Raw genomic sequence first — 25,654 nt, 5'->3', positions numbered from 1 at the left:
CTGCCTTAATGGTGCCGGTAATCTCCCCGAACCAGCTACTTCACCCAGCCACCAAGGACCTTGAACACGAATAGCGCACCGGCTAATAGATTTGGTGCATGGCGTAGGGTGCCGCTAACAAAGATTTTCCACCAACACCGCTTATTTATTCGCAGGTTGCGAATAAATAAGCGGTGTTGGTGGACATCGTTTTGTAGCCAAAAGCTATAGCCGGTTATTCGTGCTGGCCGAACACTTTGTGGCCGCCCTTCATCAGGTAGGCATCGCGCTCAAACAGCGACATGTCGGCCTGCATCATGTCTTTCACCAGGGCCGGCAGGTCGTAGCGGGGCTCCCAGCCCAGCTTGGTTTTCGATTTGGTGGGGTCGCCGATGAGCAGGTCCACTTCCGTCGGGCGGAAATAGGCGGCGTCCACGCTCACTACCACCTGCCCAACCGGCACGTGGTATTTGCCCGAAACGCTGACCACGCGGCCAATCTCATTCACGCCCTCGCCCTCAAAGGCCACTTCGATGCCGGCTTCGGCAAACGCCATCCGCACAAAGTCGCGCACGGTGGTGGTGACGCCGGTGGCAATCACGAAGTCCTCGGGCTCATCCTGCTGCAGGATACGCCACATGGCTTCCACGTAGTCTTTGGCGTGGCCCCAGTCGCGCTTGGCGTCCAAATTGCCCAGCTTCAGGCCGTTGCGCATGCCCAGGGCAATTTGCGCAACGCCGCGGGTGATTTTGCGGGTTACGAAGGTTTCGCCGCGCAGCGGGCTTTCGTGGTTGAACAGGATGCCGTTGCAGGCAAACATGCCGTAAGCCTCGCGGTAGTTCACCGTAATCCAGAAGCCGTACATTTTGGCCACGGCGTAGGGCGAGCGCGGGTAGAAGGGCGTCGTTTCCGACTGCGGCACTTCTTGCACTAGGCCGTACAGCTCCGAGGTGCTGGCCTGGTAGATGCGCGTCTTCTTGGTCAGGTTCAGCAGGCGCACGGCTTCCAGAATGCGCAGCGTGCCAATGCCGTCGACGTCGGCCACGTACTCGGGCGAGTCGAACGACACCTTCACGTGCGACATGGCCCCGAGGTTATAAATCTCGTCGGGCTGCACTTCCTGAATGATGCGAATCAGGTTGGTCGAATCGGTCAGGTCGCCGTAGTGGTTGGTGAAGCGCGGGTTTTTCGTCCCCCGGTCATCCGCAATCAGGTGGTCGATGCGGTCGGTGTTGAACAACGACGAGCGGCGTTTGATGCCGTGCACTTCGTAGCCTTTTTCAAGGAGAAGTTCGGCCAAATAAGCTCCGTCCTGGCCAGTGATTCCAGTGATAAGGGCTACTTTCATATGATGCAATGTGGTAAAACTCTTCAGGCCCGGGAATGGGCACAGATTGACAATGGACGCGGAGCAGCAGCCCGCTAAGAAGTTTGAAGCACTTTCGTGACCTCGCTGGGCCGGTAGATAAAGGTGATTTCCCGCTCGGCGTTTCGGGCCGCCATAAATTCGTCGCAGACGCGGTACGCGGCCGCCAGCTGGTCTTCTTCGGGGCGGGGTACGTAGCCGGTGCTATAACGTTCGGGGTCCTGGACCTGCGGCAGGCCGGCCCGCTCAAAAAACCGCCGCTTCACCGGCCGCAACGGCCGCTTCAGGCCCTCCACAAATTCCTTGCTGAGCGCAATGGCGCCCTTTAGGGAAAAGGGCGTATTACGCACGTCGTAGAATATCTGCACGCGGCGGGCCTCGTCGGCAATGCTGCGGGGGCTCATGTTGTTGAAGTTGCCTTTGGGGTTGTTCAGGTGCATGCTCAGCACGCCGGTGCACCAGGCAATGTTCACGTTCAGGCGGGTGATGCGGAAGATAAACTCGGCATCGACCATCACAATACCCGTATGAAACAACCCAGTGATGGCCAACGACTTGCGCCGCACCAGCATGGGCATGTCAATCATCCAGAACGGCTCCTTGGTGGCCAGCCAGTTTTTGTACTCGTCCACCTTCTTTTCGCCCACGCGGGCAAACGTCTGGTCGTAGAGCTGGCCAAAAGCCGTGTGGCCCAGCATCACGTCCACGTCGGGGTGCGCAATCATGAAATCGGCGGCCATCCGAATGGTGGGGTACCAGTAAGCGTCATCGTCGCTGATGGACTTGATGATTTCGCCCTTGGCCATCAGAAAGCCCTTGTTCAGCCCGTGGGACTGGCCTTTGTCGCGCTCGGAAACGAAACTCTGGATTTTGCCTTCGTCGTACAGGCTTTGCAGGAAGGCCGGCGTGCCGTCGTTGCTGCCGCCATCGCACACAATGATTTCCTCGTCGGGCTGCCGGGCGGCCACCAGTCGCGCCATGATGTGGCGCAAATAAGGCAGCTTGTTGTAAGTAGATACGACGTATGAAATGCGGTACTCCATCAAGTGTTTGGCGATTGTAAAAACCAATCGGTTCCGCAAAGGTAACTCAAAATGGTGACTGACAAGCAACCCAATCCGCTGGTGAAATCCCTCAAAGGCCCTGCATCAGCCTAAACAATCTCTTTTTAAATATTTTACAATCAGATAATTACCAATCAAAATCCAGTTGCCTACCTTACGGCTACGGGCTGTTGTGGCTGAATGCTGGGTAGGATTGCCAGCGGCCGGTGGGCCTTTGCCAGGCGCCTCACGTTGCGGACAGGGCTTTGGTAATTTGATTGGTTTTGAACAGAAACTGGGTGGGATTGGCGGCGTTGTGCGCGGCCATGAACTGGTCGGCGACCTCAAAGGCGACGGCCAGGCGGGTGGTTTCGTCGAGCGCCGCTTTGGCCACGTAGCCCGTGGCAACGGCCGTGTTGCCTTGGTATTGAGGGCGTTTCAGCAAATCGAACAGGGCGCGCTTGATGGGCCGGAAAGGCTCTTTCAACCAATCGAAGGGCAGGCGCTGCGTGAGCACGTTTTTCAGGCTGCTGTAGCGCTTATCGTAGTAGTAGCGAATGCGGTCGGCTTCTTCGTCGCTGGCCCGGCGCCATTTCTGGCCGCGGTTCATCACCCGGAAGTTGCTTTGCGGGTTTTCCAGGCGCACGCTCATCATGGCCGTGCTCCAGGCCAGGTTGACGTTGAGGCTGGTGATGCGATACGTGAATTCGGTATCGACCTGCACGGTGCCCGTGTGGAGCAAACCGGTGAGGGCCAACGACTCGCGCCGGATGAGCAGGGGCAAGCCAATCATCCACACCACTTCCTTCTTGTCGAGCCAGCGCCGAAAGTTTTCGGCCACGTCGTCGTAAAAGCTGACGGTTTCGAGGCGCTCCAGATGAATCAGGCCGGTGTTGCCGGTGAGCACATCTACCTCCGGATTGGCCAGCATGAACTGTTTGGCTTCGGCAATGGCCGTGTAGCAAAAGGCGTCGTCGTCGGTGATAAGCTTCAGCAACAAACCTTTAGCCCGCAAGAAGCCTTTGTTGAAGCCGTGCGCTTCGCCCTTGTCGCGCTCCGACACAAACTGCTGGATTTTGCCGGCCTCGAACAGCCCCTGCAGGTATTCTTTGGTGCCGTCCTTGCTGCCGCCGTCGCACACCACAATTTCCTCGTCGGGCTGGCGGGCCGCAATCAGCCGCTCCACCACCTGCCGCAGAAATGGCAATTTATTGTAAGTGGTCAGAACGTACGAAAGCGTGTACATAGCGGGAAATAACGGTCAGGAGTGTGGAGGACTGCCAAACGAGCAAAGCAAGTTAATAGCCCAACCGGCGGGCGTATTCCAGCATCTTATCGCGAGGGCGCGCCTTGACGGGCCGCGCCGGCACGCCCACGTACACCGTCCAGGGTTCGGTGTCTTCGGTTACGAAAGCGCAGGCGCCTACCACGCTGCCCTCGCCCAGGGTCACGTTGGGCATGATGACGGCGTTGGTGCCGACGCCCGCGAAGCGCGCGCACCGAATCGTGCCGAAATCAACGGTATCGCGGAATTCTTCGGGCACCGTGACGCTGGTGAAGCCGTCGCCCATGAACCGGTCGGAACCGCAGATGAGCCGGCTGCCGGCGGCAATGGTCACAAAATCCTCCACGACGAGCGTGCTTTGGGCACCGCCGATGCTGGTGATGTAGGGCGAAAGGTGCACGTAGTCGCCAATTTGCGCGGCCGTGGTGAGGTACACGCCGGAATCGATGGCGACGTGGCAGCCCACCGTCACGAGGTGCGGCCGGCGAATTTCCACATGGGCGCTGATAAACACGTCTTCGCCGCAGCTTTTCAGCTGCGCCTTGTCGTACTGAGCCGAACCGGGGAAGGCTGCCATGGCGTCGGAGGGATTGGAAGGCGGCAAGAAGCGGCCGGCCCGCCGGCATTGCCAACGCACCGGCCGCTTCCAGACCAGTCAGTTAGAACCTAATACGGAAAAACCGATTCGTAGTAGGTGATGGTGTTGGCAATGCCTTTTTCGAAATCCGTGAACTCGAAGTCCGGAAATACCTGCCGGAAACGGGTGTCGTCCATCACCTTCTTCGGGGCACCGTCGGGCTTGGTGTGGTCCCACACCACGTTGCCTTTGTAGTCGAATTTGCTTTGGATGATGTCCACCAGCTCTTTCACACTCAGGCCATCGTTCTGGGCCACGTTGAGCGGATTTTCCAGGCCGGGGCGGTCGGGCTGCAGGAGCACGGCGCGCACGATGCGGGCAAAATCCGGGGCGTAGAGCCATTCACGAATGGCCACGCCGGTGCCCCAGATTGGCAGCTCGGCCTGCGCTGTTTTTTCGGCTTTCACAAATTTGGAAATCAACGCGTTCAGGGCGTGGGCCTTGTTGGGGTCAGTCGAGTCGTAGGGGCCGTACATGTTTGGCGTGAGCAGGTTGATGCTGCGGATGCCGTACTGCATCTGGAAGCACTCGGCCGTGGCCCACAGCAGGCGGCGGGTGGCGCCGTAGCTCAGCACTGAGCGGTGCAGGTGGCCGTCCCACCACTCGTCTTCGCGGAACAAATCGGCTTTGGCCGGATAGGCGCAGTTGGCAATCGGGTTGATGACCAGCGCCTGCGGGCAAGCTTGGGCAATGGCTTCGTACATGCCCAGAATCATGCGCGAATTGTCGGCCACTACGGTGGCGGCCTTCTCGGTCACGTAGTTCAGGCTGCCCACGTGGGCCGCGCAGTTGACGATGTGCGTGGGCTGGTGCTCCTGCAGAAACGCGGTGGCAGCGGCCGTATCGCGCAAATCGAGGCCGTCGCTGAGCGAGCTCTCGATTACTTCAATATTGTGACTGCGCAAGTCATTGGCCACGTTACGGCCGGCGAAGCCCTTGGCCCCAAACAATACAACTTTCATGGTCTGTAAAATAAATGAAGGGCGTTACCACCCTTGTTTGATGGTGTTGATAATGTAGGCCACCTGCTCGGTGGTTAGCGCATCGTGCAGGGGCACGTGCACCTGGGTTTCGTCGAAGCGCCGCTGCTGCACCAGGTCCGGCCGCTTGCCGCCGAACAGCGTGTTGCGGTCGATGCCGTCGTGTACCACGGAAGAGGCGATGCCGTACGCGTGCAGGTGGCGCATGAACGCCGGCCGGCTTTCGACATGAAACCCGAACAGCCAGTGGGCGCTTTCGCGGTCGGGCTGGTGCTCGAAATGCGTGAGCCCGGGCACGTTTTGCAGGCCCTCCCGGTACTGCCCCACCAGCTGCCGCCGGTGCGCCATGCGCTCCGCAAAACCGGTGAGGTTGGCCAGGCCAAGGGCGGCGGCGTAGTCCGAGAGGTGATATTTGAAACCGACTTCGGTCAGGTTGTATTGGCGCTCGCCGGTTTCCGATATGGGTGAGTGGGCCCGGTCAATGCCAAACCAGCGGCGGCGAAATACTTCCTGCGCCTTTGCCGGGTCGCGGGCACAGAGGGCGCCCCCATCGCCGGTGGTTATGTGCTTGATGGCCTGAAAGCTAAAGCATGTATAGTCGGAAATGCCCCCAATGGCTTGCCCCCGATACGTGGCCCCCAATGCATGAGCGGCATCTTCGATGACCACCAGCCCACGCCGGGCAGCAATGGCGTGAATTTCGGCTATGTCGCACGGATAGCCGCCCCAGTGCACTGCCATAATGGCCTTGGTACGCGGCGTGATGCGGTGTTCGATGTCGGCCGGGTCGAGATTACCGTTGGCGTAGTGGATGTCGGCAAAGACGGGTTTGGCGCCGGTTTGCACAATGGTCATGGCCGAAGCAATAAACGTTTGGGCGGCCAGAATGACTTCATCGCCGACCCCGACGCCGGCCACCTCTAGGGCCAGATGCAGGGCGCTGGTGCCGCTGTTCAGTGCCGCCGGGTGCAGCAGCCCCAGCTGCTCGGTCAGTTGGGCCTCAAACGCTTTCACCTGCTCGCCTTCGCTGAGCATGGTGCTTGCCAATACTTCGGCTACCCGCTGCGGCGCCGTCGGATGCACGAAGGTTGCAAACAGCGGGATGGGCTGGCCGCCTGAAAAACGGGGCGTGTCGGCAATACCGGTCATGAAACATTCGTGAATGGAGGGCACAAAGATACCATAGCGGCCCTCGCCTGCCGGTCCTTTGCGCATAAGAGCGTTTCCGGCGGGCATTGGGGCTGGCGGAACTGCCGGGCAGCTCCGCCAGCCCGTTGCTAGCGTTCGAAGGGAAGGGTGCGGCGCTGGCGGCTGCTTTCCTCGGCCAGCTCAATGACTCGGATGACGTCGCGGGCTTCTTCGGGCAGTACCAGCAGGTCGGCCCCGGCGGTGATGACGCCGTGGATGTTGCGGTAGAAGTCGCCGAAATTGCCCAGCTCGCTTTTAACGATGCCGTTTATTTCCAAACCATTAACCTGGGTATTGAGCCGGCCCCAGAAGTTCTCGGGCTCCAGGCCCCAGTCGGGGCCGAGGTGCGGCACCACGCCCTGGCGCAGGGCGTCGTCCTGCACGTCGCGGCCGTATTTCATGAACGTGCCCTGGTCGCCGAATACGGTGAACTGCGGAAACGGCTCCTTGGCCAGCATGCTGCCCTTGAGCGTGGCTTTCAGGTTGGGGTATTCCAGCACCACCTCGAAGCTGTCGCACGACTGGCCGCCGGTGCGCTGCACCCGCAAATCGGCCCGCACGGCCTCGGGCAAGCCGAACAGCTGCAGGGCCTGGTCGATGAGGTGGGTGCCCATATCGTAGAATATGCCGCCGCCGGGGCCTTCGTCTTCTTTCCACGAGCCGGCCCGGATGCTGTTGCGAAAACGGTCGAAGTGCGCTTCGTACTCCACGATGCGGCCGAGCATGCCGCTCTCACACACCTTGCGCACGGTGCGGAAGTCACTGGAGAATCGGCGGTTGTGATAAATACTCAGCACCCGTTGGTGGCGGGCAGCCAACTCAATGAGCTCATCGGCTTCGGCCACGGTGAGCGTGAACGGCTTGTCTACCACCACGTGCTTGCCGGCTTCGAGGGCCTGCCGGGCCAGCGAATGGTGCAGGCTGTTGGGCGCCGCCACCACCACCAGGTCAATCTCCGGGTCGTCGAAGATGGCCTCGCTGGTGGTCACCACCTGGGTGTGGCCGTGCAGCTCGCGGGCATGAATCTCGGGGCTGGTGCTCGTGGTCCGCACTTTGCTGAGCCGGTAGCCGGCGTAGGCATTCAGGAAAGGCGCGTGGTAGATGCGGCCGGCGCTGCCAAAGCCGAGCAGGCCCACGTTGATGATGGAAGTGGTTTTCACGAAGCTAAAAAATGACGAAACAGATGAACGGAACAAGCACTGGCTTTCGGCCGCTACGCTAGGAAGGCTTCGCCTTTGGCCGTTTTGTAAGCTTCGTACAGCGTGGCGCGGTGCTTGGCGTAGAGCGTGCCGAAGTCCGTCAGCTCGTATTTCTCGGGCACGATGGTGGACGAGCGGCGGTAAATCAGGTCGTACACTTTGCGCTTCACGGAGTTAATCATGCGCTCGCGCTTAGCCTGGGCCACGGGGCGGCCGGTGGCAATTTCGCGGTACACATCGTTCAGGCCCTGCTCCACACGCTTGATGTTAATGAACTTCAGCGTGTTGCTGTCGGGGTTGATGATGCGCACGAACACCGGCTTGCGGTACCAAGCCATTTTGATGGGCAGCGAGGTGATGCGGTAAGTATATTCGTTGTCGACGAAGCGGCTGAGGGCGTGCGTGAGGCCGATGAGCGTGAGGGCCGAGCGGCGCAGCATCAGGCCGGGGCCGTAGAAGCCAAAGGGCTCTTTCTCGTTTTTCCACTTGGTGAAGTGGGGCAGGTGCGTCACCAGCTCCAGCTCCTGGCCGGTGTAGTTGTCGAAGCCGTCGGCGCCCACCACATCGTATTCCGGGTGCGTGAGCAAAAACTCCTTGCACTCGGCAATGGCCGGGTAGCAAAACACGTCGTCGTCGTTAATCCACTTCAGCAATTGCCCTTTGCAGGCCATAAGGGCGCGGTTCACGCCGTGGGCTTCGCCGCGGTCGGGCGCGGAAGTGTAGTACTGGATTTTCTTTTCGGCAAAAAGCTGCTCCAGCCATTCCACGGTGCCGTCCTTGCTGCCGCCATCGGCCACCACAATTTCCTCGTCGGGCTGGCGGTTGTCAATCAGGTCCTGCAGCACCACCTTCAGGTAGGACAGCTTTTGAAACGTGGTGATGTAATAGGAAAGCCTGATTTCCGGGTTTAATGCGTTGTCCAACGTGCTAGAATGTTATTGGCGGGGCAGGATTGCCACTTTGCCAAGCCCGGATGCTTCTTCTTTCGGGATAAAAAGTTGAAGAAGCCCGGTCAATTGGCCGGGCAAAGTTCGCCTATTTTCGCCTTGCGGCCAAAAAGACCTGCCCGTTGCCAAAATCACGACCTTAATAGTCGTTTGATTGGCAGCCTTTTGGTGCTGCCCAAACGCCTCCGTTGATGAGATTGCCGGGCGGCAGGTTCGCGGGTTCGTCAGAGGCAAGGACGGCGCAAGCTGCTGTTTCTGCACGGCTGCTGACCAGCTCTCAAGCTCTGGCACGGCCACTGTACCAAATGCCGGGTAATTTTGCCGGGCAGCGTGCACTGGTGCACCGCAGCGGCCACCCCACGCCGGGCCTTCAACCTATCTCATGACCAACCTTGTCCTTCTCTCCTACGGGAGCCAAAACGAATACCGCCGGGCGGTGCTCGCCGTGCTGAGTTTTTTCAGCTACTACCAAGTCGGGGAGAATGCCCCGGACGTGCGGGTTGTGCTCTTCACCGATAGCTCGGAGTATTTCGCGAAGTACCTGGGGCATTTGCCGGTCGAATATGTTATTCTGACCTCGGCCCAGCAAACCGAGATGATGGGGACGGTGGGGTACCGGCACCGCATCAAGGCCGTGGTGGTGGGCGATACGCTGGTGCGCTTCCCGCAGGACAACCTGTTATTTTTCGATTCGGACACTTTTTTCACGCAGCACCCCGGCCCGCTGCTGGCCCGCATTGCCCCCGGCGTCAGCCTAATGCACACGGTAGAATTCACGTTTGCCGACCAGGCGCAGGTGGCGCTGCCCAACGGCAAGACGGTAAACGATTTCAACAAGCTGCTGGAAGAACGGCCCTTTGCGCTGTCGCGCGGGCCCGAGCAGTTTTCGCGCCGGCAGCAATGCTGGAACTCGGGCGTGCTGGGGCTGGCCCCCAGCGTGGCGGCGTACCTGCCGGATGTTTATCAACTAATTGACTATCTGTACGCCAACTCGCACTGGCACATTGTGGAGCAGATTGCCTTTTCGCTGGTGCTGCAAACCCGCGACGTGATTGAGCCGGCCATCGACTACGTGTACCACTACTGGGAAGGCGACAAAAAAGTAGCCGCCGACGCCTTGCTGGCCGAAACGATTAACTCAGATTTCCTGGCTTTGCCGGTTGGCGCGCAGCGGGCGGCCGTGCAGGCGCTGGTACAACGGTTGCCAACGGCCATTCCGGCGTATCTGGCGGCGCACAGCGAGATTGGCACCAAGCAGGAAGCCATCACGGCGTTCAACGCCGGCCGGTTCGGGACGGGTTACCGCGCGGCGTTCTTTTACCTGCTCAAAGTGCCGAACGACCGCAAGTTCCTGCGCGATGTGCTGTACCATACCAAGCGCTTTATCCAACGGTAAGAGACGGACGGCTACAGAACGAATTCCTTGTCCTCAGCGACAAAAGAGCTTGTTTGACTTAATAATCAGTAACGGCAGTGTTTGGCGATAGCAGTTGTGCCTGTGTATTGGCAGAAAATCGGCTGCCGCCCCACGTAACAACCACTATAACCGCCCCAATAGCCAAGTACGTGCTCAAAGTCTGTTGACGCCACTTAAACGAACATAATGCGGCAGAGGCTGATGCCAATAGCAGCAAATGCAAGGGTATCAAAAAGCGTACTTCTACTGCTGTAGGAATAGCTATAGCTACCGGAATCAATAGGACGACCACCAACCACAATACCGCTGACCGATTGTAATTTACCTGTTGGAATGATTTCCTGGCCTGGTATGCCAGCCACACAATGCCCAGCGTTACCACATTGTAATTCAACAGTTGAAGGCCCGTGATGTGGCCGGCAACTATTTTCGCCGGATAAGGTGCGCGGTAGTCAACGTCCAACCCGTTGAACAAATGCCGCAGATAGTGTCCAATGCCTGCCAGCGGGTGGGTTAGGAAGTATTTAGCAAAGGCGCCGTAACTCTCAAAATACCCTTTGGTTTGGGCTGCCAACTCTCGAACACCCTCGCGGTCGCCATAAAATACTGCGCCAAAATGCAGCGGATTAGTACTGGTATCGTAGCGCTGATAAGCCAAGCCCCAGTTGAGTTGAATTAAATAAAAAGGCAGGTGTTGGTTGGTGTTCACCAACACAAATGGGCTGAGTTGGTGAAAGTGGCGGTAATTAATTAGTATCTGGGGCAACAGAACGAGGATGATTCCGAGCACAAATACCAGGATAGACTGTGCCCACCAAGTAATTGTAACGGCTGTTTTCTCGTTTCTTTGGGTTTGCCACCAAAACCAACCCAGTACGCCTGGAATACTAGCCATGTATATCGGCCTCATGTTGATGCACATCGCCAGCAATACTCCACCATAGCCTATCCAAACCAGCTTAGGCTTTGACAGTGCGATGAGAGCCAATAGTAAAATAGTGAAAGCAGGGAAATCCTGTAGGCAATAATTGAAGTAATCGCCCCAAAAAACAAAGCACAGTGTCGTTAATAGCAACCATCTGTTGGCTATGAGTTGAACACCGGTCGTGACCTGCCAAAGCTTGGGAATAGCGAAACCAAAAAGTATAGCTGCCCAAACCATTCCAATGAGTTTGGAACCATACATAGGGTCTAGATTCAGCACCGTACAAACTACACGGACGGGCATAACAAGCAACGGCCCCATGTAACCCCGAAATATGAAATTATAGTTTAACAGTGAAAAACTACTTTTATTGAGAAAAAATCTCGACACGGCTTCCCAATACTGCTTGGCATCCCAAATCAGTTCATTGTACCCACTAAATGGCAAATAGATTAAATAGAGAACAAATACCAAACAAATGTAGCGCGCTATTGGCCAGGCAGTTTTTAGCGACCAAGAGGATTGAGAATAAGCTTGCTGAAAGTTCACCATGTTGTAATTTAACTGTAGCTGAAGCTGTAGATAACAAGTCAGAGAAATCAGGTAGAATTAACTTGATAAATACATCAATTCACAGCGCTTCGATTCTACATCAGGCTACGCAAGTGACTAGCTGTCTAGTAAAAAGCCTCTTCTTACTGATTTACGATTGCTGCTTGCCGCTTAAGCTTACGGATTGTCGGTTTGTGAATAATTTGTAGATAACTACGGCAGTCAGCAATAGGCCTAAGCCTTGTAACACCAGATACTTATTGCTAATCCAAGGTCCCTGATTCATGAAATAGACTTGAAAAGGCCACTCCAACATTATCCCCGTGTGAACGAAGGAAAAAGAGGGAAATCTATCGGCTGGCTGCCCGTAAGTTGGGTCGAACCAGTTGAACGGCAGCCACATTTTAGAAATAAGTAATAAAATAGCGGCCGTCCAGACCAGCGCAGTGCGGCGGATGGGCAAGGTATTGGCCACTACCGCTGCTATTAAAGCTAGTAAAGGCAGCACATTGGACAGCTGCCGGGTTTCACTGTTGATGGCTTGTACCATCACCACCATGAACATAATGCCCAACCCCAAACCCAATTGCTGCACTGCGGCCAGCACCCGCGGCCAGAACAGGGCTATTATCAACACCGATAAGCCGTAGTACACGCCGTGAGATACTAAGAACTGCAAGGGCCGCTGCAACACGGCAAAAGTGGTATTAATCAGAAAGGTTTTAAAGGGCAAATAGGGCCGGGAGGCATCGCCCAATACACGGGTTAGAACTACATAAGCGACCAATAAACTGATGACATAAAGCCATTCGCGACGAGGGCGCAGCAGATGCTTGGCGAGAGGCCACAGGCCTGTCCAACCGGGCAGGAGGCGCTGAGCCAGCGTAAACTGTGTGTAGAACAGAAAAACAGCAGTCAGAACTATACCAACCGGCAATAGTGGGTGCACATCGGCTGTAAGACGGGGCGGCACAGGCACATGCTGTATATAAAGCACACCTACAAAAAGTCCGGCAAACAAGCCAGCTATTCCCAAGGCCCATAAGGCACTTATTGAGCGGTTACCACTGGTAGCCCGAATTGGCTCGTGACGGGGTACCATCAACAACAAAATATTATAAGCCAGTGCTGTAGGCCATACTGCCAGCGATAGAAGTGCATTCAACCACAGAGCTAACGTGCGGTTTTGAAGATAGAAATATAAGCTGAGCAGCCCCATGGTCGCACTCAGGCGGTCGGTAGTGAACGGGATGTACAGGTCGTATTTAGCGAAGGCGAAATGGGCCAGCAGGCAAAAATACCCAACCCATTCGGCTGTCAGCGACAAGCGCAGGATGGTGGCAATGCGATGCCACACATAAACGATAATCACTCCGAGCAGCATGTTAAATAACTGCATCCAGAGAATCAGATTACGGTCTTGAAAGGTTATTCCAAACAGCTCAAAAAATTCGTGCAGTATCACGAACGGAAGAATGCGCTGAATGCTATAACTATTCACCCGAGCCACAAACAAGTTGTAATCCAGATTGATAGCAATAGTACGGTAGTACTCGCCCTCCCACGCAAAACCATTGTGTAAAGGAATAATATCTGGAAGAAATATATACCAGAGTGACAAGCCAATTGCAAATGCCAAGCACACCCACATTGGTGAACGGTACACTATATCAGAAAAAGAAACTGAGGTGTTTGGTACCGTATTAGGTATTGGTAAGGCCATAAGAGCTTGTAAGTGTCAAAAGTAAATCCTTGGCCAAAGCACTGCTAATCACACACTATTGGCATACTGTACTACATTCATTTTTGCTCAAACACGTCCTTTACCACGTATAACGGCCGGCTCCGAGCGGCATCCAAGCCTCGCCACACGTACTCGCCAATTATTCCCAAAGCCACCATTTGAAAGGCTGAGACGAAAAGCACCACCACCATCAGGGCGGTCCAGCCCTCGGGCTCATCTGGACGCATGAACTTCAGGGCGATGATGTAGATGCCGTAAACCGTAGCAATGGCGCCGAGCAGCAGCCCAATAACGGAAATGGCCCGCACCGGAAAGAAAGAAAAAGCAAGTAGCGAATCGATGAGGAGCTTGATTTTTTTGGACAGAGTCCACCGAGATGTGCCAATTTCGCGCTTGCGCCGCACATACGGAATGTTTACATACGGAAAGCCCAGCCACACCATGAGGTAGAACACGTTGGAGTTGCGCTCACGCAAGGACACTACTTCCTCGCTCACGATACGGTCGAAGAAGACAAAATCGAAGCCGCCGTCCGGGATATTTTTCAGGGCCAAGCGCTTCATCAGCCAATGAAATGTTTGGGCAAACCAGCGTGAAGGGCCCTTCTCTTCGCGGTCTTGCCGGTTGCCGATGACGAGCTTGAAGCCCTTCTTCCAATAGTCGTACATCTGCACCATCAGTTCTGGCGGGTCCTGCATATCGGCGGTGATGACGGCCAGACAGTCGCCGGTAGCGTGGGCCATGCCGGCTACAATAGCGTTGTAAGACCCTACATTAGCCGCCAGGTCCACAATGCGAATTTTGCCCGGGTACGTAGTTTGCGCCTGCTGTAGGGCTCCAAGGGTATTATCGCCGGAGCCGTCGTTCACGAATACGTATTCAAAGCTTACCTCAGGGGGAAAGTTGGCCTCGTTGGCCACCAGCTCGCGCGCGGTTACAGGAATATTTTCTTCGTTAAAGTAGCAGGGTATTACAACCGAAAGCTTGGGCATGGGACGGAATATTAGGCAAGCACTCAGAACCGGGGGATAAATAGCCGGACCGTCTTGCTTTTAACAATCGGCTATCTATCCCCAATTCTAATCACTAATTATTTTATCTGAGTACATATAAAACTACCGCTGGGGCATACGCCGCGTCCAGCAGCAGCGCGGCCCTGTGGCAGGACCGCCCCCGGGCTACTGCTGCGAAAAGCTGCGAATAGCTGCCGCTACGGCGGCCACGTGCTCCTCCGTCATGCCCGGCCACATGGGCAGGCTCAGGCAGGTAGCGGCCAGCTCTTCGGCAATGGGGAACGCGCCTACGGGCAATTGCATGCTGGCGTAGGCTTGTTGCCGGTGCGGCGGCACCGGATAGTGAATGAGCGTGCCAATACCTTGAGCCGTGAGGTGCTGCTGCAGCGCGGTGCGGTGCGGGGTATGCACCACGTAGAGGTGGTAAACGTGAGTAGCGCCCGGGGCCACCGTCGGCAGGCGCAAATCCGGAATGCCGGCCAGATGCTGGTCGTACCAAGCAGCTACTTGCTGGCGCTGGCGGGTCCATTCGGGTAAGTAATCCAGTTTCACGCCGAGCACGGCGGCCTGCAGCTCGTCGAGGCGCGAGTTGTAGCCCACTACTTCGTTGTAGTATTTCTGCTGCGAACCGTAATTGCGGAGCACCCGCACTTTCTGAGCCAGGTCGGCGTCGTTGGTGGTCACGGCACCGGCGTCGCCCAAGGCGCCTAGGTTTTTGCCGGGGTAGAAGCTGGTGCCGTTCACCGCGCCAAAGCTGCCGGTGAGTCCGCCATCGAAGGCCGCGCCCTGCGACTGGGCGTTGTCTTCCACTACGTGCAGGTTGTGCTGCTTGGCAAGGGCCATGATTTCCGTCATGCGGCAGGCTTGGCCGTAGAGGTGCACCGGCATGATGGCGCGGGTGCGAGGCGTGATGGCCGCCGCAATGCGGGCAGGGTCGAGGTTGCTGGTGGCGGGGTCGGGCTCCACAGGCACCGGGGTGCCGCCTACCTGCGTCACGGCCAGCCAAGTGGCGATGTAGGTATTGGAAGGCACAATGACCTCGTCGCCGGGGCCGATTTCCAGCACCCGCAGCGCCAGCACTAGCGCATCGAGTCCGTTGGCCACGCCCACGGTGTGCGCCACCTGATTGTAGCCCGAATAGGCCTGCTCAAATTTTTGTACTTCCTCGCCCAGTACGTACCAGTACGAATCATACACGCGACCAATGGCGGCCATAATTTCCTCACGAGCCGGCACGTGCTGAGGCTGGAAAGACAAAAAGGGAACACTCATACAATTAGATTAAAATTTTATCAGGAGAAATGACAAGCCAAGACGTGGGTAGTAGCCCCTAGGCGGAAGCCCAATTTTTCGCAAGTTCTGAACACGGCCCGATTAGTGGCCTGTGTCGTCATCATTACCTGCCCAAAGCCCAGTTGCTGGGCCCGGCGCACCGTTTCGGCCGTCAGGCGCAGGTGCCACCCGCGGTTGAGCGGCCCCACGGCCGTGAGCAGCACCCGCGAGAGACCCATGCCCAGTGCTTCGGCATCGGCCTGCAGGTCGCCAATGGCCAAGAAGGAATCGACAGGCAGGCCCGGCTCATCGGGCACCAACACTGCATCAGCAAAGCTGCCGCTCACGGCCGCTTCGGCGTAGCGCGCCAGGAAGGCATCGCCCCGTTCCGGACCGAACCAAGGGTCGGCGTGGAAACGGTCGTATGGATTGCGGGCCGTGGCCGAAATCCGGCCAATGTGCGCGGCCTCGTCGGGCCGGGCCAAGCGCACCGGCGAGGGGGGCGGCAGCGTGGCTGCCGCTGTTGGGCAGTGCAGATTCAGCCGGGTTTCCACCAGCCGCCAGCCGCCGCCAGTTAAGGCCTGCAGCAAGGCAATGTCTTCGGCTGGCACCACGCTGAAGGCGTAGAATGGACCGCGCGCAGCCAGTTGCTCACGCAGCGTAGCCGCGGCCCGCACAAGGTCGGCCGGGGCGGCATCCTCGGCGAAAAGGCCGGTGAATAGGCGATAAGTGGGCGTGCCGAAGTACTCGGAATCCCAAGCCAACTGCTGCAACAGCCATTGCCCGCCGCCAGCCGTCATGGATAGCACTTCAGCGTGGGGCTCGGCAGAAAAGCGCCGTGCGGCACCCGTACCAAACCGCTCCTGCTGTGCATCGGCCGGCAGTTCCCGCAGAAAGTGGTATGGCGAGTGCAGGGCCAGCATTTCGGCCCGGCTGGTCAGCAGCACCTCGTCAATGCCAACTGATGCGGGGGCTACTGCAGGGGCTTCCATACCAGTTGAAACTGTTCGTACTGACGAATATAATCTGCTTCGTCGTAGGCAGCCGAGGCCATCACCAGTTGCACTGCCGAGTGCGAGTACTGCATGGTATGCCAAGCATTGGGCGGCACATACAGACCCACGTGGGGGTCTTCCAGGCGGAAGGTTTGAATGGTGCCATCGGCCAGTTCAGTCGTGACCGTGATGCGCCCCGAAACAGCCACAAGCACCTGTTGCGTTTGGTGGTGCGCGTGGCGGCCCCGCACAATGTTTTCAGGCGTGTAATAGGTCCAGAAAATGCGCTGTACCTCGAAGGGAATTAGCTTTTGCTGTTCCGTTACCGAAATATAACCGATTTCAGGTGCCCCCAGCTTCGGAAATTCAATTAAATACGGGGGAGAAAAGTCGTTCATAACCGGTTTTACTTAACGTGCTCTTTGAAGTATTCCAGCGTGCGACGCAGGCCTTCGGCGCGGTCCACCTGGGGCTCCCAGCCCAGGATTTCCTTGGCCTTGGTGATGTCGGGCCGGCGCTTCATGGGGTCGTTTTCGGGCAGGGCCTGGTAGGTCGGCTTAAACTCGACGCCGGTGAGGCGCGCGATTTCCTCACCAAACTCCTTGATGGTGATTTCCGACGGGTTGCCGATGTTCACGGGCAGGTGGTAGTCGCTGAGCAATAGGCGATAAATACCTTCCACAAGGTCGTCCACGTAGCAGAAAGAGCGGGTCTGGGAGCCGTCACCGAACACAGTTAGGTTCTCGCCGCGCAGGGCCTGCGAGAGGAATGCCGGCAGCACACGGCCGTCGTCGAGGCGCATGCGCGGGCCGTAGGTGTTGAAGATGCGGATGATGCGGGTTTCCAGGCCGTGGTGATTGTGGTAGGCCATGGTGATGGCCTCCTGGAAGCGCTTGGCCTCGTCGTAGCAGCCACGCGGGCCCACGGGGTTCACGTTGCCAAAATACTCCTCCACCTGCGGGTGAATTTCCGGGTCGCCGTACACCTCCGAGGTGCTGGCAATGAGCATGCGGGCGCCTTTCACGCGGGCCAGGCCCAGCAGGTTGTGCGTGCCGAGCGAGCCTACTTTCAGGGTTTGAATCGGAATCTTGAGGTAGTCGATGGGCGAGGCCGGCGAGGCGAAGTGCAGGATGTAGTCCAGCTTGCCGGGCACGAACACGAACTTGCTCACATCGGCTTGGTGGAACTCGAAATCGGGGCGGCCAAACAGGTGCTCAATGTTCTGGATGGAGCCTGTAATCAGGTTGTCCATGGCCACCACGTGGTAGCCTTCCTTCAGGAACCGGTCGCAGAGGTGCGAGCCCAGGAAACCAGCTCCGCCGGTGATGAGGACGCGTTTTTTTTCGGTGGTGGTATCGGTCATAAGTATGGAATTAGGCCGTCATGCTGAGCGCAGTCGAAGCATCTCTGCCGCGAAAGTAACTAGTTGCGTTGCGCGGTAGAGATGCTTCGACTGCGCTCAGCATGACGGCCTGTTATTTATGAAGTGCTGTGGTTACGCCTGAGTCGGCTCCTTGTGGTCGGTTCGCACGCCGATGCAGTGGTAGGCGAAGCCCAGGGCTTTCAACTCGCTGGCCTCGTAGATGTTGCGGCCGTCGAAAATGACTTTCTGCTTCATCAGACGGGCCACCACTTCAAAGTTTGGCGAACGGAAATCGGGCCATTCCGTCACCACCAGTAGCGCATCGGCGTCGATGAGAGCGGCAAACTCGTCCTTGGCGTAGACGATGCTGGTGCCCAGCGTGTGCTCGGCTTCCTTCATAGCCACGGGGTCGTAGGCCGTCACGGTGCAGCCGGCGGCCAGCAGCTTCTCGATGATAACCAGCGAGGGCGCCTCGCGCATGTCGTCGGTTTTGGGCTTGAAGGACAGGCCCCAAATGGCAATTTTCAGGCCCCGTAGGTCGCCGCCGAAATGGCGGCTGACCTTGTTGAAGAGTACCGATTTCTGGTCTTCGTTCACGCTTTCCACGGCTTTGAGCACCTGCATCTGATAACCGTTTTCCTCGGCCGTTTTGATGAGGGCTTTCACATCTTTGGGAAAGCAGGAGCCACCGTAACCAATGCCAGGGTAAATGAACTTGGTTCCAATGCGGGCGTCGGAGCCGATGCCCTGGCGCACTTTATTCACGTCGGCGCCCATGATTTCGCACAGGTTGGCCACGTCGTTCATGAAGCTGATTTTGGTGGCTAGCATGGAGTTAGCCGCGTACTTCGTCATCTCCGCCGACGGTATGTCCATGAAGATGATGGGGTGGCCGTTCAGTAGGAAAGGCTTGTAGAGGCGACGCATCACCTCCTCGGCGCGCTCCGACGACACGCCCACCACAATGCGGTCGGGCTTGAGGAAGTCGTCGATGGCAGCGCCTTCTTTCAGGAATTCGGGGTTGGAAGCCACATCGAACTCGATGTTGGCGCCGCGCTTTTCAAGGGCCTTTTCAATCTCGGCGCGCACCTTGGCAGCCGTGCCCACGGGCACCGTGCTTTTAGTCACGATAACGCCGTAGCTGTTCATGTTCTCGCCAATGCCGCGAGCCACGGCCAGCACGTATTTCAGGTCGGCCGAGCCGTCTTCGCCGGGAGGCGTGCCCACGGCGATAAAGGCCACATCGCAGTCCTTGATGGCTTCGCCAATGTTGGTGGAGAAGTGCAGGCGGCCTTTTTCCACGTTACGGGTCACCATCTCTTCCAGGCCCGGCTCATAAATCGGCAAAATGCCTTGGTGCAGATTGTCGATTTTCTTCTGGTCGATGTCGATGCACGTCACTTCTATGCCGACTTCGGCAAAGCACGTCCCCGTCACCAAGCCAACGTAGCCAGTGCCTACAATTGCGATTTTCATATTTTTTGGAAATGTTAACCTGCGGTCCCAGCCTGTTCGCTGCAAAATGAATTGGAGACAAATTTAGGTAATCATCAGTGACCGACTGGTAGCGGCCTGGCAAACTGTGCGCCGGCCATTGCCCCGCCCCTGCCAGCCCGCCCCGTTAAAGCACACAGGCTCTACCCCCAAAATCACTCCGCAACAACCTTAAAATCAAATTTATGGCTTTGCAATATGACCCGCTCCGCAGGGCTGTGCCCTTCGAATTGGTAGGGCATATACTTCATAAAATAGGGCGCAGAGGCAACCACCCGCACAGAATCCAAAGCCAAGGGCCGGTAACAGGCTATTGGGTAGAGGTAAGCAAAGTTCACCAGTCGGAAGCGGGGCGTGAGGCGGATGGGCTGGTTGCGAATGGCCGGGCCGAAAAGTCGATAGGTTAGCACATTGCTCTCGCACACATTGGTTTGGCTGGCAACAAGCTGGCGGCTATCCAGGATGCCGAGCTGGTAGACCACGTCGCAGGGATACTCCACGCGGCGGTAATCCCGCACAAAATGGGCAAAGCTCCCGGCCGCCACTACCAGGCCCACCGCGACCAGCCACCGGGCCCGCCGCCGCTGGCTGGCCGCCTGCAACGCCACCAAGGCCCCCAGCACGACGAAAGGGGCAAAAAAATGCAGAATACGCCCATAAAAAACCAGCTTATGCCCCACCGCTACCAGGCAAGCATAGGTCAGCCAAGCCGCAAAGGCACCCACCACCATGCTCAGTAGCTCTACTGAGATAATAGAAGAACGGGTATTCGGCTTGAAAAATGTTGGCAATGTCCACAGGCACATTACAAGCCCCGCCGTGAATAAGAGCAGTAGCCCCACGCCCAGCCAGCTTTCAACCAACCAATAATAGTGGCCGATAAAGCTGAAGCCCTCCGCGAAGCTACCCTGCGTGATGGTGCCGGCGATGTAGCGGCTGCTGGCGAAGTAAGAAGTATTGGAAACCCGGGCCGATAACTCAAAGAGCACCAGCACAGCCAGGAAGGAGCCCAATTGCACCACCAGCGGCCAAATCCGGCCCGCCCGCCCGGCTCCGGCCCGGGCGGCTAGCTGCTGCGCGGTGCCCACCAGCAACAGCAGCGCCGGCCCCATAAAGTAGCCGGGGTATACTGCGTAGCTGATGCCGCCCAGCAAGCCGACCAGCACATAGCGAAGCAGCCGGCCGCTTTCGGGTGCCGACAGCAGCACCCACAGCGCCCACAGAAAAAAGAACAGGGCGTGGTCGTAAGGCAGCAGGTGCCGCAAATACACGTTGGTATTGACCAAGCTGGAATACAGCGCCACGCCCATCAGCGCCAGCCCTACGCTAAAAAACCGACGGTAAATCTTATAGAGCAACAGGGCATTCAGGCTGATGACCAGCACATTAAATACCTGTGGGACCTGGAGCGAAGGCGGCGAATTGGGATTCAGGCCGAAGCCCAGCAGCAGCACGGCCTGCCCCAGCCCGGGAATGACGCGCCAGAGGCCATCGCCGGGCCGGGCGCCCATCGAATGGATGGCCTGTAAAAACGCCAGCCCGTGCCCGGCGCACAGTTCGCGCAAGCCCAGCATGGCCGTGATGTAGCGGCGCTCATCAATAAAGGCCATCGTGCCTTTGCCCACCAGGCTCAGCCGAACGATGGTGGCAACAAAGCCCGCAAGCAGGGCCCACCGCTGCGACCGGCTCAGCCGCTGCCACCAGTGCCGCAGGCGCGCTAGCACCGCCTTAGGCCATGTACTGCTTCCACCAGGTCTGGAACACGATGAGGCCCCAGATGCGGGCGTGCACATCGCCGGGGCTACGCGAGAAGAGCTGCGTTTTCAGGGCCCGAATGGCGTCCACGTCGAAAATTCCCTGGGCTTCGATGAAATCGTCGCGCAGCAAGTCGTTTTCGATGAGGTTGCGCAGTTCGCCGCGCATCCACTTCAGCAGGGGCACTTCGAAGCCGTGCTTGGGCCGGTCGTAGAGCTCGGCGGGCAGCTCAGAGCGGAAGGCGTCCTGCACGATGCGCTTTTTCATATTCGCATCCACTTTGCTGCTCACGGGGAGCGAAAAAGCGAAGTTGACCACTTTGTAGTCGAGGAAAGGCGTGCGCACTTCCAGCGAATTGGCCATGCTCATCAGGTCTACCTTAGTGAGCATGTCGTAGGGCAGCACCAGCTTCATGTCCGTGAGCAGCACCTCGTTGAGGTCGCCGTCGGAATGCAGGTCTTCCAGAATGTCTTTACGGCGCTTGGCAGCGGCTTTCTTGCCCACCTTGCGGCGGCTGGCGGCGCTGAGCAGGTCGCGGGCATCGGCGGCCGAGGCGAAGCTGGCCCAGTCCAAGTATCGGTCTTTCACGCCGGCCGTCATGCCGCGCGAGAAGCGCTGCAGCTGCCGCACGCGGTTGCCAAAGAACGAGTTACGCGACTTGGGCAGGGCGTCCCACACGAAGCCCAGAGCCGTCACGGCCTCGGCCTTCACACCGCCCTGGCGCACCTTGAACTCGCCCATGTGCTTGTTATAGCCGCCGAACATCTCGTCGGCGCCGTCGCCGCTCAGGGCCACGGTCACCTTCTGGCGGGTGCGCTGGCTGAGGATGTACACGGCCAGGGCCGAGGAGTCGGCAAACGGCTCGTCGAGGTAGTCCAGCATGCTGTGGATGTGCTCGTAGAGGTCGTCGTTGGTGAGCGAGAAAACCGTGTGGTTGGTTTTGTGGCGCTCGGCCACGAGGTTGGCGTACTTGGTTTCGTCGAAGAAGGGTTCGTCTTTGAAACCGATGCTGAACGTGTTGAGGTGCGGGGTATGACGGGCGGCCAGCGCGGTGATGACGCTAGAGTCGATACCGCCGCTGAGGAAGGCGCCGAGGGGCACGTCGGCCACGAGGCGGCGCTGCACGGCGCCGTCCATCAATTCTACCAGTTTGTGCTGTTGCTGCTCGTAGCTGAGCTTGTTTTTGGCGACTTTCTTGGGGTCGTAGGGGATTTTATACCAGGCCTTGCCCACCACTTTCCCACCCTTGATGTAGAGGTAGTGGCCGGGCAGCAGCTTTTTCACGCCCTTGAAAATGCTGGCCGGGCCGGGGATGTAGTTGAACTGCAGATACTGGCTCAGGGCCACGTAGTCGAGCTTGCGGGGCACGCCCAGCGCCATCATCGACTTCATTTCCGAAGCGAAAAACAGCTTGTCTTCGTCGCGGTAAATGAGCAGGGGCTTTACGCCGAAACGGTCGCGGGCAATGAGCAGGGAATTTTCCTCCTTATCATAAATCGCGAAGCCGAAGAAGCCGTTGAGCTTCTTGATGAAGCTGCGGCCTTCGGTGATGTAGAGCTGGAGGATGACCTCGGTATCAGTCTGTGAGTGGAACTTACAGCCGCGCTTGAGAAGCTTTTCGCGCAGCTCGCGGTAGTTGAAGATTTCGCCGTTGAACACGATGGTGTAGCGGCCCGACTCGTCGGTCATCGGCTGGTTGCCGTCGGCCGAAAGGTCGAGGATGGCCAGGCGCCGGAAGCCCAGCCCGCACTGGTCGTACACGAAATGCCCCTCCGAATCGGGGCCGCGGCGAATGATGGCGTCGGTCGACGCCTGCAGGTTCGCCAGCGACTGGCGCCCCGTCTCAGTAAAGGCAAATACTCCGGTTATTCCACACATAGTCGGCCGCAAAAGTACGACCCCGCAACCTAAAGGTCCGCAGGGGGGTATTGTCTGAACCGCGGATTCGTCGGATTAATCGGATTTCGGGGACGATTTTCCCGGTCAGGTGCCCGGCCCGCAAGCATCTGCTACTGTACTTTTCTTTTCAACCCCAACTCCTATGGACCTTAATGCGCAATTTCAGGCCGCGGCCGATAAAATAAACAACCTGCCCGGCGACGAAGCCGCCAAGCACATGACGGAGTTCTACGGCCTCTATAAGCAGGCCACCGAGGGCGACGTGAACATGCAGCCCGGCGAAGTGGATGCCAACTCGGCCGACAAAGCCAGCGGCCCCGCTGGTCTCTCGCAGGCCCAGTGGGACTCGTGGAACCAGTTTAAAGGTGTGTCGGAAGAGGAAGCCAAACGCCGCTACGTGGCCAAAGCCAACGAGGTAACCGGCAGCGCAAACACGGCTACGGAGGCCAGTGAAGTCCCCACCGACCGCCAGACCGGCGCGCCCAGCACCACCGACCACGGTGGGCTGCGCGGCGACATCAAGGCCGGTGCGCCCTACGGTGGCGAGGACAAGCTGAAGGACCAGCAAGCGAAGTAATTCGCCGCTGCGATATGCAATACCTATATAAAAGGCCGGCTCCCGAAAGAGAGCCGGCCTTTTATATGCGGTGAGGCTTTGGCCAAGACTTATGAGAGGGCAGGCAGTTGGCGGGCCGTATCATTGCCTGGTTAACCAACCATCTTCCCTCCTACTGCTCCTTCGCTCACTATTTATATCCATGGACCGTCGTCTTTTTCTGAATCAGGGCACGCGGGTGGCCCTTACCACCGCCCTGCTGCCCGCCGTGGCCTGCCAGACGACCACCGATAAGCCTGCTGCTGCTACTGAGACACCGGCAACGGAACCAACGTCCGGCTCTGGTGGCATTGCGGCGTTTGAGTTGGATGAGCTGACCGTGGCTGACCTGTTGGACCGCATGGCCAAAGGCACCGAAACCGCCCGCAGTCTGAGCGAGAAATACCTGGCCCGCATCAAGTCCCTGAATGAGGCCGGCCCGATGCTGCGCGCCGTCATCGAAACCAACCCCGATGCCCTCAGCATTGCCGATGCCTTGGACAAGGAGCGCAAGGCGGGGAAGCTTCATGGGCCGCTGCACGGCATTCCGGTGCTGATAAAGGACAACATTGACAGCGGCGACCAGATGATGACTACGGCCGGGGCGTCGGCACTCATCGGGAACAAGGCGAAGCAGGATGCTTTTATCGTGCAAAAGCTGCGGGCCGCCGGGGCCGTGCTGCTGGGCAAAACAAACTTGAGCGAGTGGGCCAATTTCCGCTCCTCGCACTCGGTGAGCGGCTGGAGCAGCCGGGGCCGCCAAAGCCGCAACCCCTACGTGCTTGACCGCAGCACCAGCGGCAGCAGTTCCGGCTCGGGCGCGGCGGTGGCGGCCAATCTGTGCGCCGTGGCCATTGGAACCGAAACGGACGGCTCGGTGGTGTCGCCGGCTTCGTGCAACGGGCTGGTGGGCCTCAAGCCCACGGTGGGGCTGCTAAGCCGCAGCGGCATCATCCCCATTTCGAGCACGCAGGACACAGCCGGCCCCATGGCCCGCACCGTGCGCGACGCCGCCCTGCTGCTGGCCGCGCTGCAAGGCTCTGACCCAGCTGATGTGGCCAAGCTGCCCATTCCGGCCACGCAGCCCACCGACTACACGTCTTTCCTGAAAGCCGATGCGCTGAAAGGCCAGCGCCTGGGCGTGGAAAAGACGCACCTGAATGCGTCGCCCAAAGTGGCCGCGCTACTACGCGAAGCGGTAGCCGCGCTCAAAGCCCAGGGTGCTACAGTGGTTGAAATCGAACTGAATAAGCTGATAAACCCGCTGGGCGAGGCTGAATTCGACGTGCTGCTGTATGAATTCAAGAACGGCGTGAACAAGTACCTGGCCGGCGCGGGCGCAGCGGTGAAAAACCTAGCCGATGTCATTGCCTACAACAAAGCCCACGCCGCCGAGGCCATGCCCATTTTCGAGCAAGAAACCCTGATTCGGGCCGAAGCCACCGATGGGCTGGGCAATTCCAAATACAAGGCCGCCGTGCAGAAAACCGTAACAGGCGCCCGCCAGGCCATCGACTCGCTACTGAAAGCCAACCAGCTCACAGCCATCATTGGCGTGACGACCGGGCCGGCCTGGTGCATCGACTGGGCGAACGGTGACTACTCCACGGGCGTGGACTTTTCCTCTCCGGCGGCCATGGCGGGCTACCCGCACCTCACCGTGCCCATGGGGCAGGTACTAGGGCTGCCGGTGGGCTTGTCGTTTGTGGGCTCGGCGTATGAGGAAGGGCGCTTGCTGGGGCTGGGCTATGCGTACGAGCAGGCCACGCACAAGCGGGCAGCCCCGAAATTTTTACCCACGGTGCAGGTGTAAATAAGCTTTCATTGCGAGGACGAAGCCCGTAGCAACCGGAGGACAGCGTAGCTAATCTGTCCTGTCAAAACCAGACACGCCCTTCTACCAGAAAGCCCCGGCACTGCGCAGTGCCGGGGCTTTGTCACATTAGTAGGTTAGTCGCTGAGAACAGGACGGATTGCCACGGCCTGCGGCCTCACAATGACGGGCG

At 58.2% G+C, this 25,654-nt stretch carries 21 protein-coding genes; 3 read left to right on the top strand and 18 right to left on the bottom strand.

Going from position 1 to position 25,654, the window contains the following annotated elements; translation table 11 throughout:
• Positions 1-214 precede the first annotated feature (214 nt).
• From gmd to Q5H92_RS10220, 8 genes are all read right to left on the bottom strand, one after another.
• On the bottom strand, positions 215-1,327 hold the full coding sequence (gmd, locus tag Q5H92_RS10255; RefSeq protein ID WP_305011424.1) for a GDP-mannose 4,6-dehydratase: 1,113 nt from the start codon (positions 1,325-1,327) through the stop codon (positions 215-217).
• Between the two features lie 74 nt (positions 1,328-1,401).
• A complete protein-coding gene (locus Q5H92_RS10250) occupies positions 1,402-2,388 on the bottom strand; it encodes a glycosyltransferase (RefSeq protein ID WP_305011423.1) in 987 nt (328 codons plus the stop codon).
• Between the two features lie 247 nt (positions 2,389-2,635).
• Positions 2,636-3,634 carry a glycosyltransferase family A protein gene (locus tag Q5H92_RS10245; protein WP_305011422.1) on the bottom strand — a complete coding sequence of 333 codons (999 nt, stop codon included), beginning with the start codon at positions 3,632-3,634 and terminating at the stop codon, positions 2,636-2,638.
• 52 nt (positions 3,635-3,686) lie between these two features.
• Positions 3,687-4,250 carry an acyltransferase gene (locus Q5H92_RS10240; RefSeq protein WP_305011421.1) on the bottom strand — a complete coding sequence of 188 codons (564 nt, stop codon included), beginning with the start codon at positions 4,248-4,250 and terminating at the stop codon, positions 3,687-3,689.
• 89 nt (positions 4,251-4,339) lie between these two features.
• Positions 4,340-5,272, bottom strand: coding sequence for an NAD-dependent epimerase/dehydratase family protein (locus Q5H92_RS10235; RefSeq protein WP_305011420.1), 933 nt, complete (start codon positions 5,270-5,272; stop codon positions 4,340-4,342).
• 24 nt (positions 5,273-5,296) lie between these two features.
• A complete protein-coding gene (locus Q5H92_RS10230; RefSeq protein WP_305011419.1) occupies positions 5,297-6,439 on the bottom strand; it encodes a DegT/DnrJ/EryC1/StrS family aminotransferase in 1,143 nt (380 codons plus the stop codon).
• 128 nt (positions 6,440-6,567) lie between these two features.
• Complete coding sequence (locus Q5H92_RS10225; RefSeq protein WP_305011418.1) at positions 6,568-7,638, bottom strand: Gfo/Idh/MocA family oxidoreductase; 1,071 nt, start codon at positions 7,636-7,638, stop codon at positions 6,568-6,570.
• Between the two features lie 53 nt (positions 7,639-7,691).
• Positions 7,692-8,600 (bottom strand): glycosyltransferase, encoded by a 909-nt coding sequence (locus tag Q5H92_RS10220; protein ID WP_305011417.1) that lies wholly within the window; start codon positions 8,598-8,600, stop codon positions 7,692-7,694.
• Positions 8,601-9,006: 406 nt separating this feature from the next.
• On the opposite strand from Q5H92_RS10220, the gene Q5H92_RS10215 reads away from it, so the two are divergent.
• A complete protein-coding gene (locus Q5H92_RS10215) occupies positions 9,007-10,020 on the top strand; it encodes a hypothetical protein (RefSeq protein WP_305011416.1) in 1,014 nt (337 codons plus the stop codon).
• Between the two features lie 58 nt (positions 10,021-10,078).
• On the opposite strand, the gene Q5H92_RS10210 is transcribed toward Q5H92_RS10215, so the two are convergent.
• From Q5H92_RS10210 to asnB, 10 genes are all read right to left on the bottom strand, one after another.
• Positions 10,079-11,518: a hypothetical protein gene (locus Q5H92_RS10210; RefSeq protein WP_305011415.1), complete on the bottom strand. Its 1,440-nt coding sequence runs from the start codon at positions 11,516-11,518 to the stop codon at positions 10,079-10,081.
• A gap of 151 nt (positions 11,519-11,669) precedes the next feature.
• Positions 11,670-13,241 carry a hypothetical protein gene (locus Q5H92_RS10205; protein ID WP_305011414.1) on the bottom strand — a complete coding sequence of 524 codons (1,572 nt, stop codon included), beginning with the start codon at positions 13,239-13,241 and terminating at the stop codon, positions 11,670-11,672.
• A gap of 77 nt (positions 13,242-13,318) precedes the next feature.
• Positions 13,319-14,254, bottom strand: a complete 936-nt coding sequence (locus tag Q5H92_RS10200) for a glycosyltransferase family 2 protein (protein WP_305011413.1) — start codon at positions 14,252-14,254, stop codon at positions 13,319-13,321.
• Positions 14,255-14,440: 186 nt separating this feature from the next.
• A complete protein-coding gene (locus Q5H92_RS10195; protein WP_305011412.1) occupies positions 14,441-15,547 on the bottom strand; it encodes a DegT/DnrJ/EryC1/StrS family aminotransferase in 1,107 nt (368 codons plus the stop codon).
• Positions 15,548-15,567: 20 nt separating this feature from the next.
• On the bottom strand, positions 15,568-16,539 hold the full coding sequence (locus tag Q5H92_RS10190; RefSeq protein ID WP_305011411.1) for a GNAT family protein: 972 nt from the start codon (positions 16,537-16,539) through the stop codon (positions 15,568-15,570).
• Entirely contained in the window at positions 16,521-16,940 is a 420-nt protein-coding gene (locus Q5H92_RS10185; RefSeq protein ID WP_305011410.1) for a sugar 3,4-ketoisomerase, read from the bottom strand. The genes Q5H92_RS10190 and Q5H92_RS10185 overlap by 19 nt, the downstream gene beginning before the upstream one ends.
• A gap of 8 nt (positions 16,941-16,948) precedes the next feature.
• A complete protein-coding gene (locus Q5H92_RS10180; RefSeq protein ID WP_305011409.1) occupies positions 16,949-17,905 on the bottom strand; it encodes a UDP-glucuronic acid decarboxylase family protein in 957 nt (318 codons plus the stop codon).
• 132 nt (positions 17,906-18,037) lie between these two features.
• On the bottom strand, positions 18,038-19,381 hold the full coding sequence (locus Q5H92_RS10175) for a UDP-glucose dehydrogenase family protein (protein ID WP_305011408.1): 1,344 nt from the start codon (positions 19,379-19,381) through the stop codon (positions 18,038-18,040).
• 173 nt (positions 19,382-19,554) lie between these two features.
• Positions 19,555-21,123, bottom strand: coding sequence for a glycosyltransferase family protein (locus Q5H92_RS10170; RefSeq protein WP_305011407.1), 1,569 nt, complete (start codon positions 21,121-21,123; stop codon positions 19,555-19,557).
• Between the two features lie 4 nt (positions 21,124-21,127).
• Positions 21,128-23,032: an asparagine synthase (glutamine-hydrolyzing) gene (asnB, locus tag Q5H92_RS10165; protein ID WP_305011406.1), complete on the bottom strand. Its 1,905-nt coding sequence runs from the start codon at positions 23,030-23,032 to the stop codon at positions 21,128-21,130.
• A gap of 163 nt (positions 23,033-23,195) precedes the next feature.
• Between asnB and Q5H92_RS10160 the strand changes: the two genes are divergently transcribed.
• Together Q5H92_RS10160 and Q5H92_RS10155 are read left to right on the top strand one after the other, a co-directional pair.
• Positions 23,196-23,630 carry an acyl-CoA-binding protein gene (locus Q5H92_RS10160; RefSeq protein WP_305011405.1) on the top strand — a complete coding sequence of 145 codons (435 nt, stop codon included), beginning with the start codon at positions 23,196-23,198 and terminating at the stop codon, positions 23,628-23,630.
• A gap of 181 nt (positions 23,631-23,811) precedes the next feature.
• Positions 23,812-25,461, top strand: a complete 1,650-nt coding sequence (locus Q5H92_RS10155; protein ID WP_305011404.1) for an amidase — start codon at positions 23,812-23,814, stop codon at positions 25,459-25,461.
• Positions 25,462-25,654: the final 193 nt, after the last annotated feature.

It is taken from the genome of Hymenobacter mellowenesis (assembly GCF_030581005.1).
GTDB classification, from domain to species: Bacteria; Bacteroidota; Bacteroidia; order Cytophagales; family Hymenobacteraceae; genus Hymenobacter; species Hymenobacter mellowenesis.
Note: the sequence above shows the minus strand (reverse complement) of the source record. Positions and strands in the feature narration are given on the sequence as shown.

Bases quoted from the DNA above. Each gene is read 5' to 3' on its own strand.
- Q5H92_RS10250 (WP_305011423.1), bottom strand. From the start codon at position 2,388: ATGGAGTACCGCATTTCATACGTCGTATCTACTTACAACAAGCTGCCT.
- Q5H92_RS10215 (WP_305011416.1), top strand. From the start codon at position 9,007: ATGACCAACCTTGTCCTTCTCTCCTACGGGAGCCAAAACGAATACCGC.
- Q5H92_RS10240 (WP_305011421.1), bottom strand. From the start codon at position 4,250: ATGGCAGCCTTCCCCGGTTCGGCTCAGTACGACAAGGCGCAGCTGAAA.
- Q5H92_RS10160 (WP_305011405.1), top strand. From the start codon at position 23,196: ATGGACCTTAATGCGCAATTTCAGGCCGCGGCCGATAAAATAAACAAC.
- Q5H92_RS10210 (WP_305011415.1), bottom strand. From the start codon at position 11,518: ATGGTGAACTTTCAGCAAGCTTATTCTCAATCCTCTTGGTCGCTAAAA.
- Q5H92_RS10200 (WP_305011413.1), bottom strand. From the start codon at position 14,254: ATGCCCAAGCTTTCGGTTGTAATACCCTGCTACTTTAACGAAGAAAAT.
- asnB (WP_305011406.1), bottom strand. From the start codon at position 23,032: ATGTGTGGAATAACCGGAGTATTTGCCTTTACTGAGACGGGGCGCCAG.
- Q5H92_RS10175 (WP_305011408.1), bottom strand. From the start codon at position 19,381: ATGAAAATCGCAATTGTAGGCACTGGCTACGTTGGCTTGGTGACGGGG.
- Q5H92_RS10155 (WP_305011404.1), top strand. From the start codon at position 23,812: ATGGACCGTCGTCTTTTTCTGAATCAGGGCACGCGGGTGGCCCTTACC.
- Q5H92_RS10190 (WP_305011411.1), bottom strand. From the start codon at position 16,539: ATGGAAGCCCCTGCAGTAGCCCCCGCATCAGTTGGCATTGACGAGGTG.
- Q5H92_RS10235 (WP_305011420.1), bottom strand. From the start codon at position 5,272: ATGAAAGTTGTATTGTTTGGGGCCAAGGGCTTCGCCGGCCGTAACGTG.
- Q5H92_RS10180 (WP_305011409.1), bottom strand. From the start codon at position 17,905: ATGACCGATACCACCACCGAAAAAAAACGCGTCCTCATCACCGGCGGA.
- Q5H92_RS10195 (WP_305011412.1), bottom strand. From the start codon at position 15,547: ATGAGTGTTCCCTTTTTGTCTTTCCAGCCTCAGCACGTGCCGGCTCGT.
- Q5H92_RS10205 (WP_305011414.1), bottom strand. From the start codon at position 13,241: ATGGCCTTACCAATACCTAATACGGTACCAAACACCTCAGTTTCTTTT.
- gmd (WP_305011424.1), bottom strand. From the start codon at position 1,327: ATGAAAGTAGCCCTTATCACTGGAATCACTGGCCAGGACGGAGCTTAT.
- Q5H92_RS10185 (WP_305011410.1), bottom strand. From the start codon at position 16,940: ATGAACGACTTTTCTCCCCCGTATTTAATTGAATTTCCGAAGCTGGGG.
- Q5H92_RS10230 (WP_305011419.1), bottom strand. From the start codon at position 6,439: ATGACCGGTATTGCCGACACGCCCCGTTTTTCAGGCGGCCAGCCCATC.
- Q5H92_RS10245 (WP_305011422.1), bottom strand. From the start codon at position 3,634: ATGTACACGCTTTCGTACGTTCTGACCACTTACAATAAATTGCCATTT.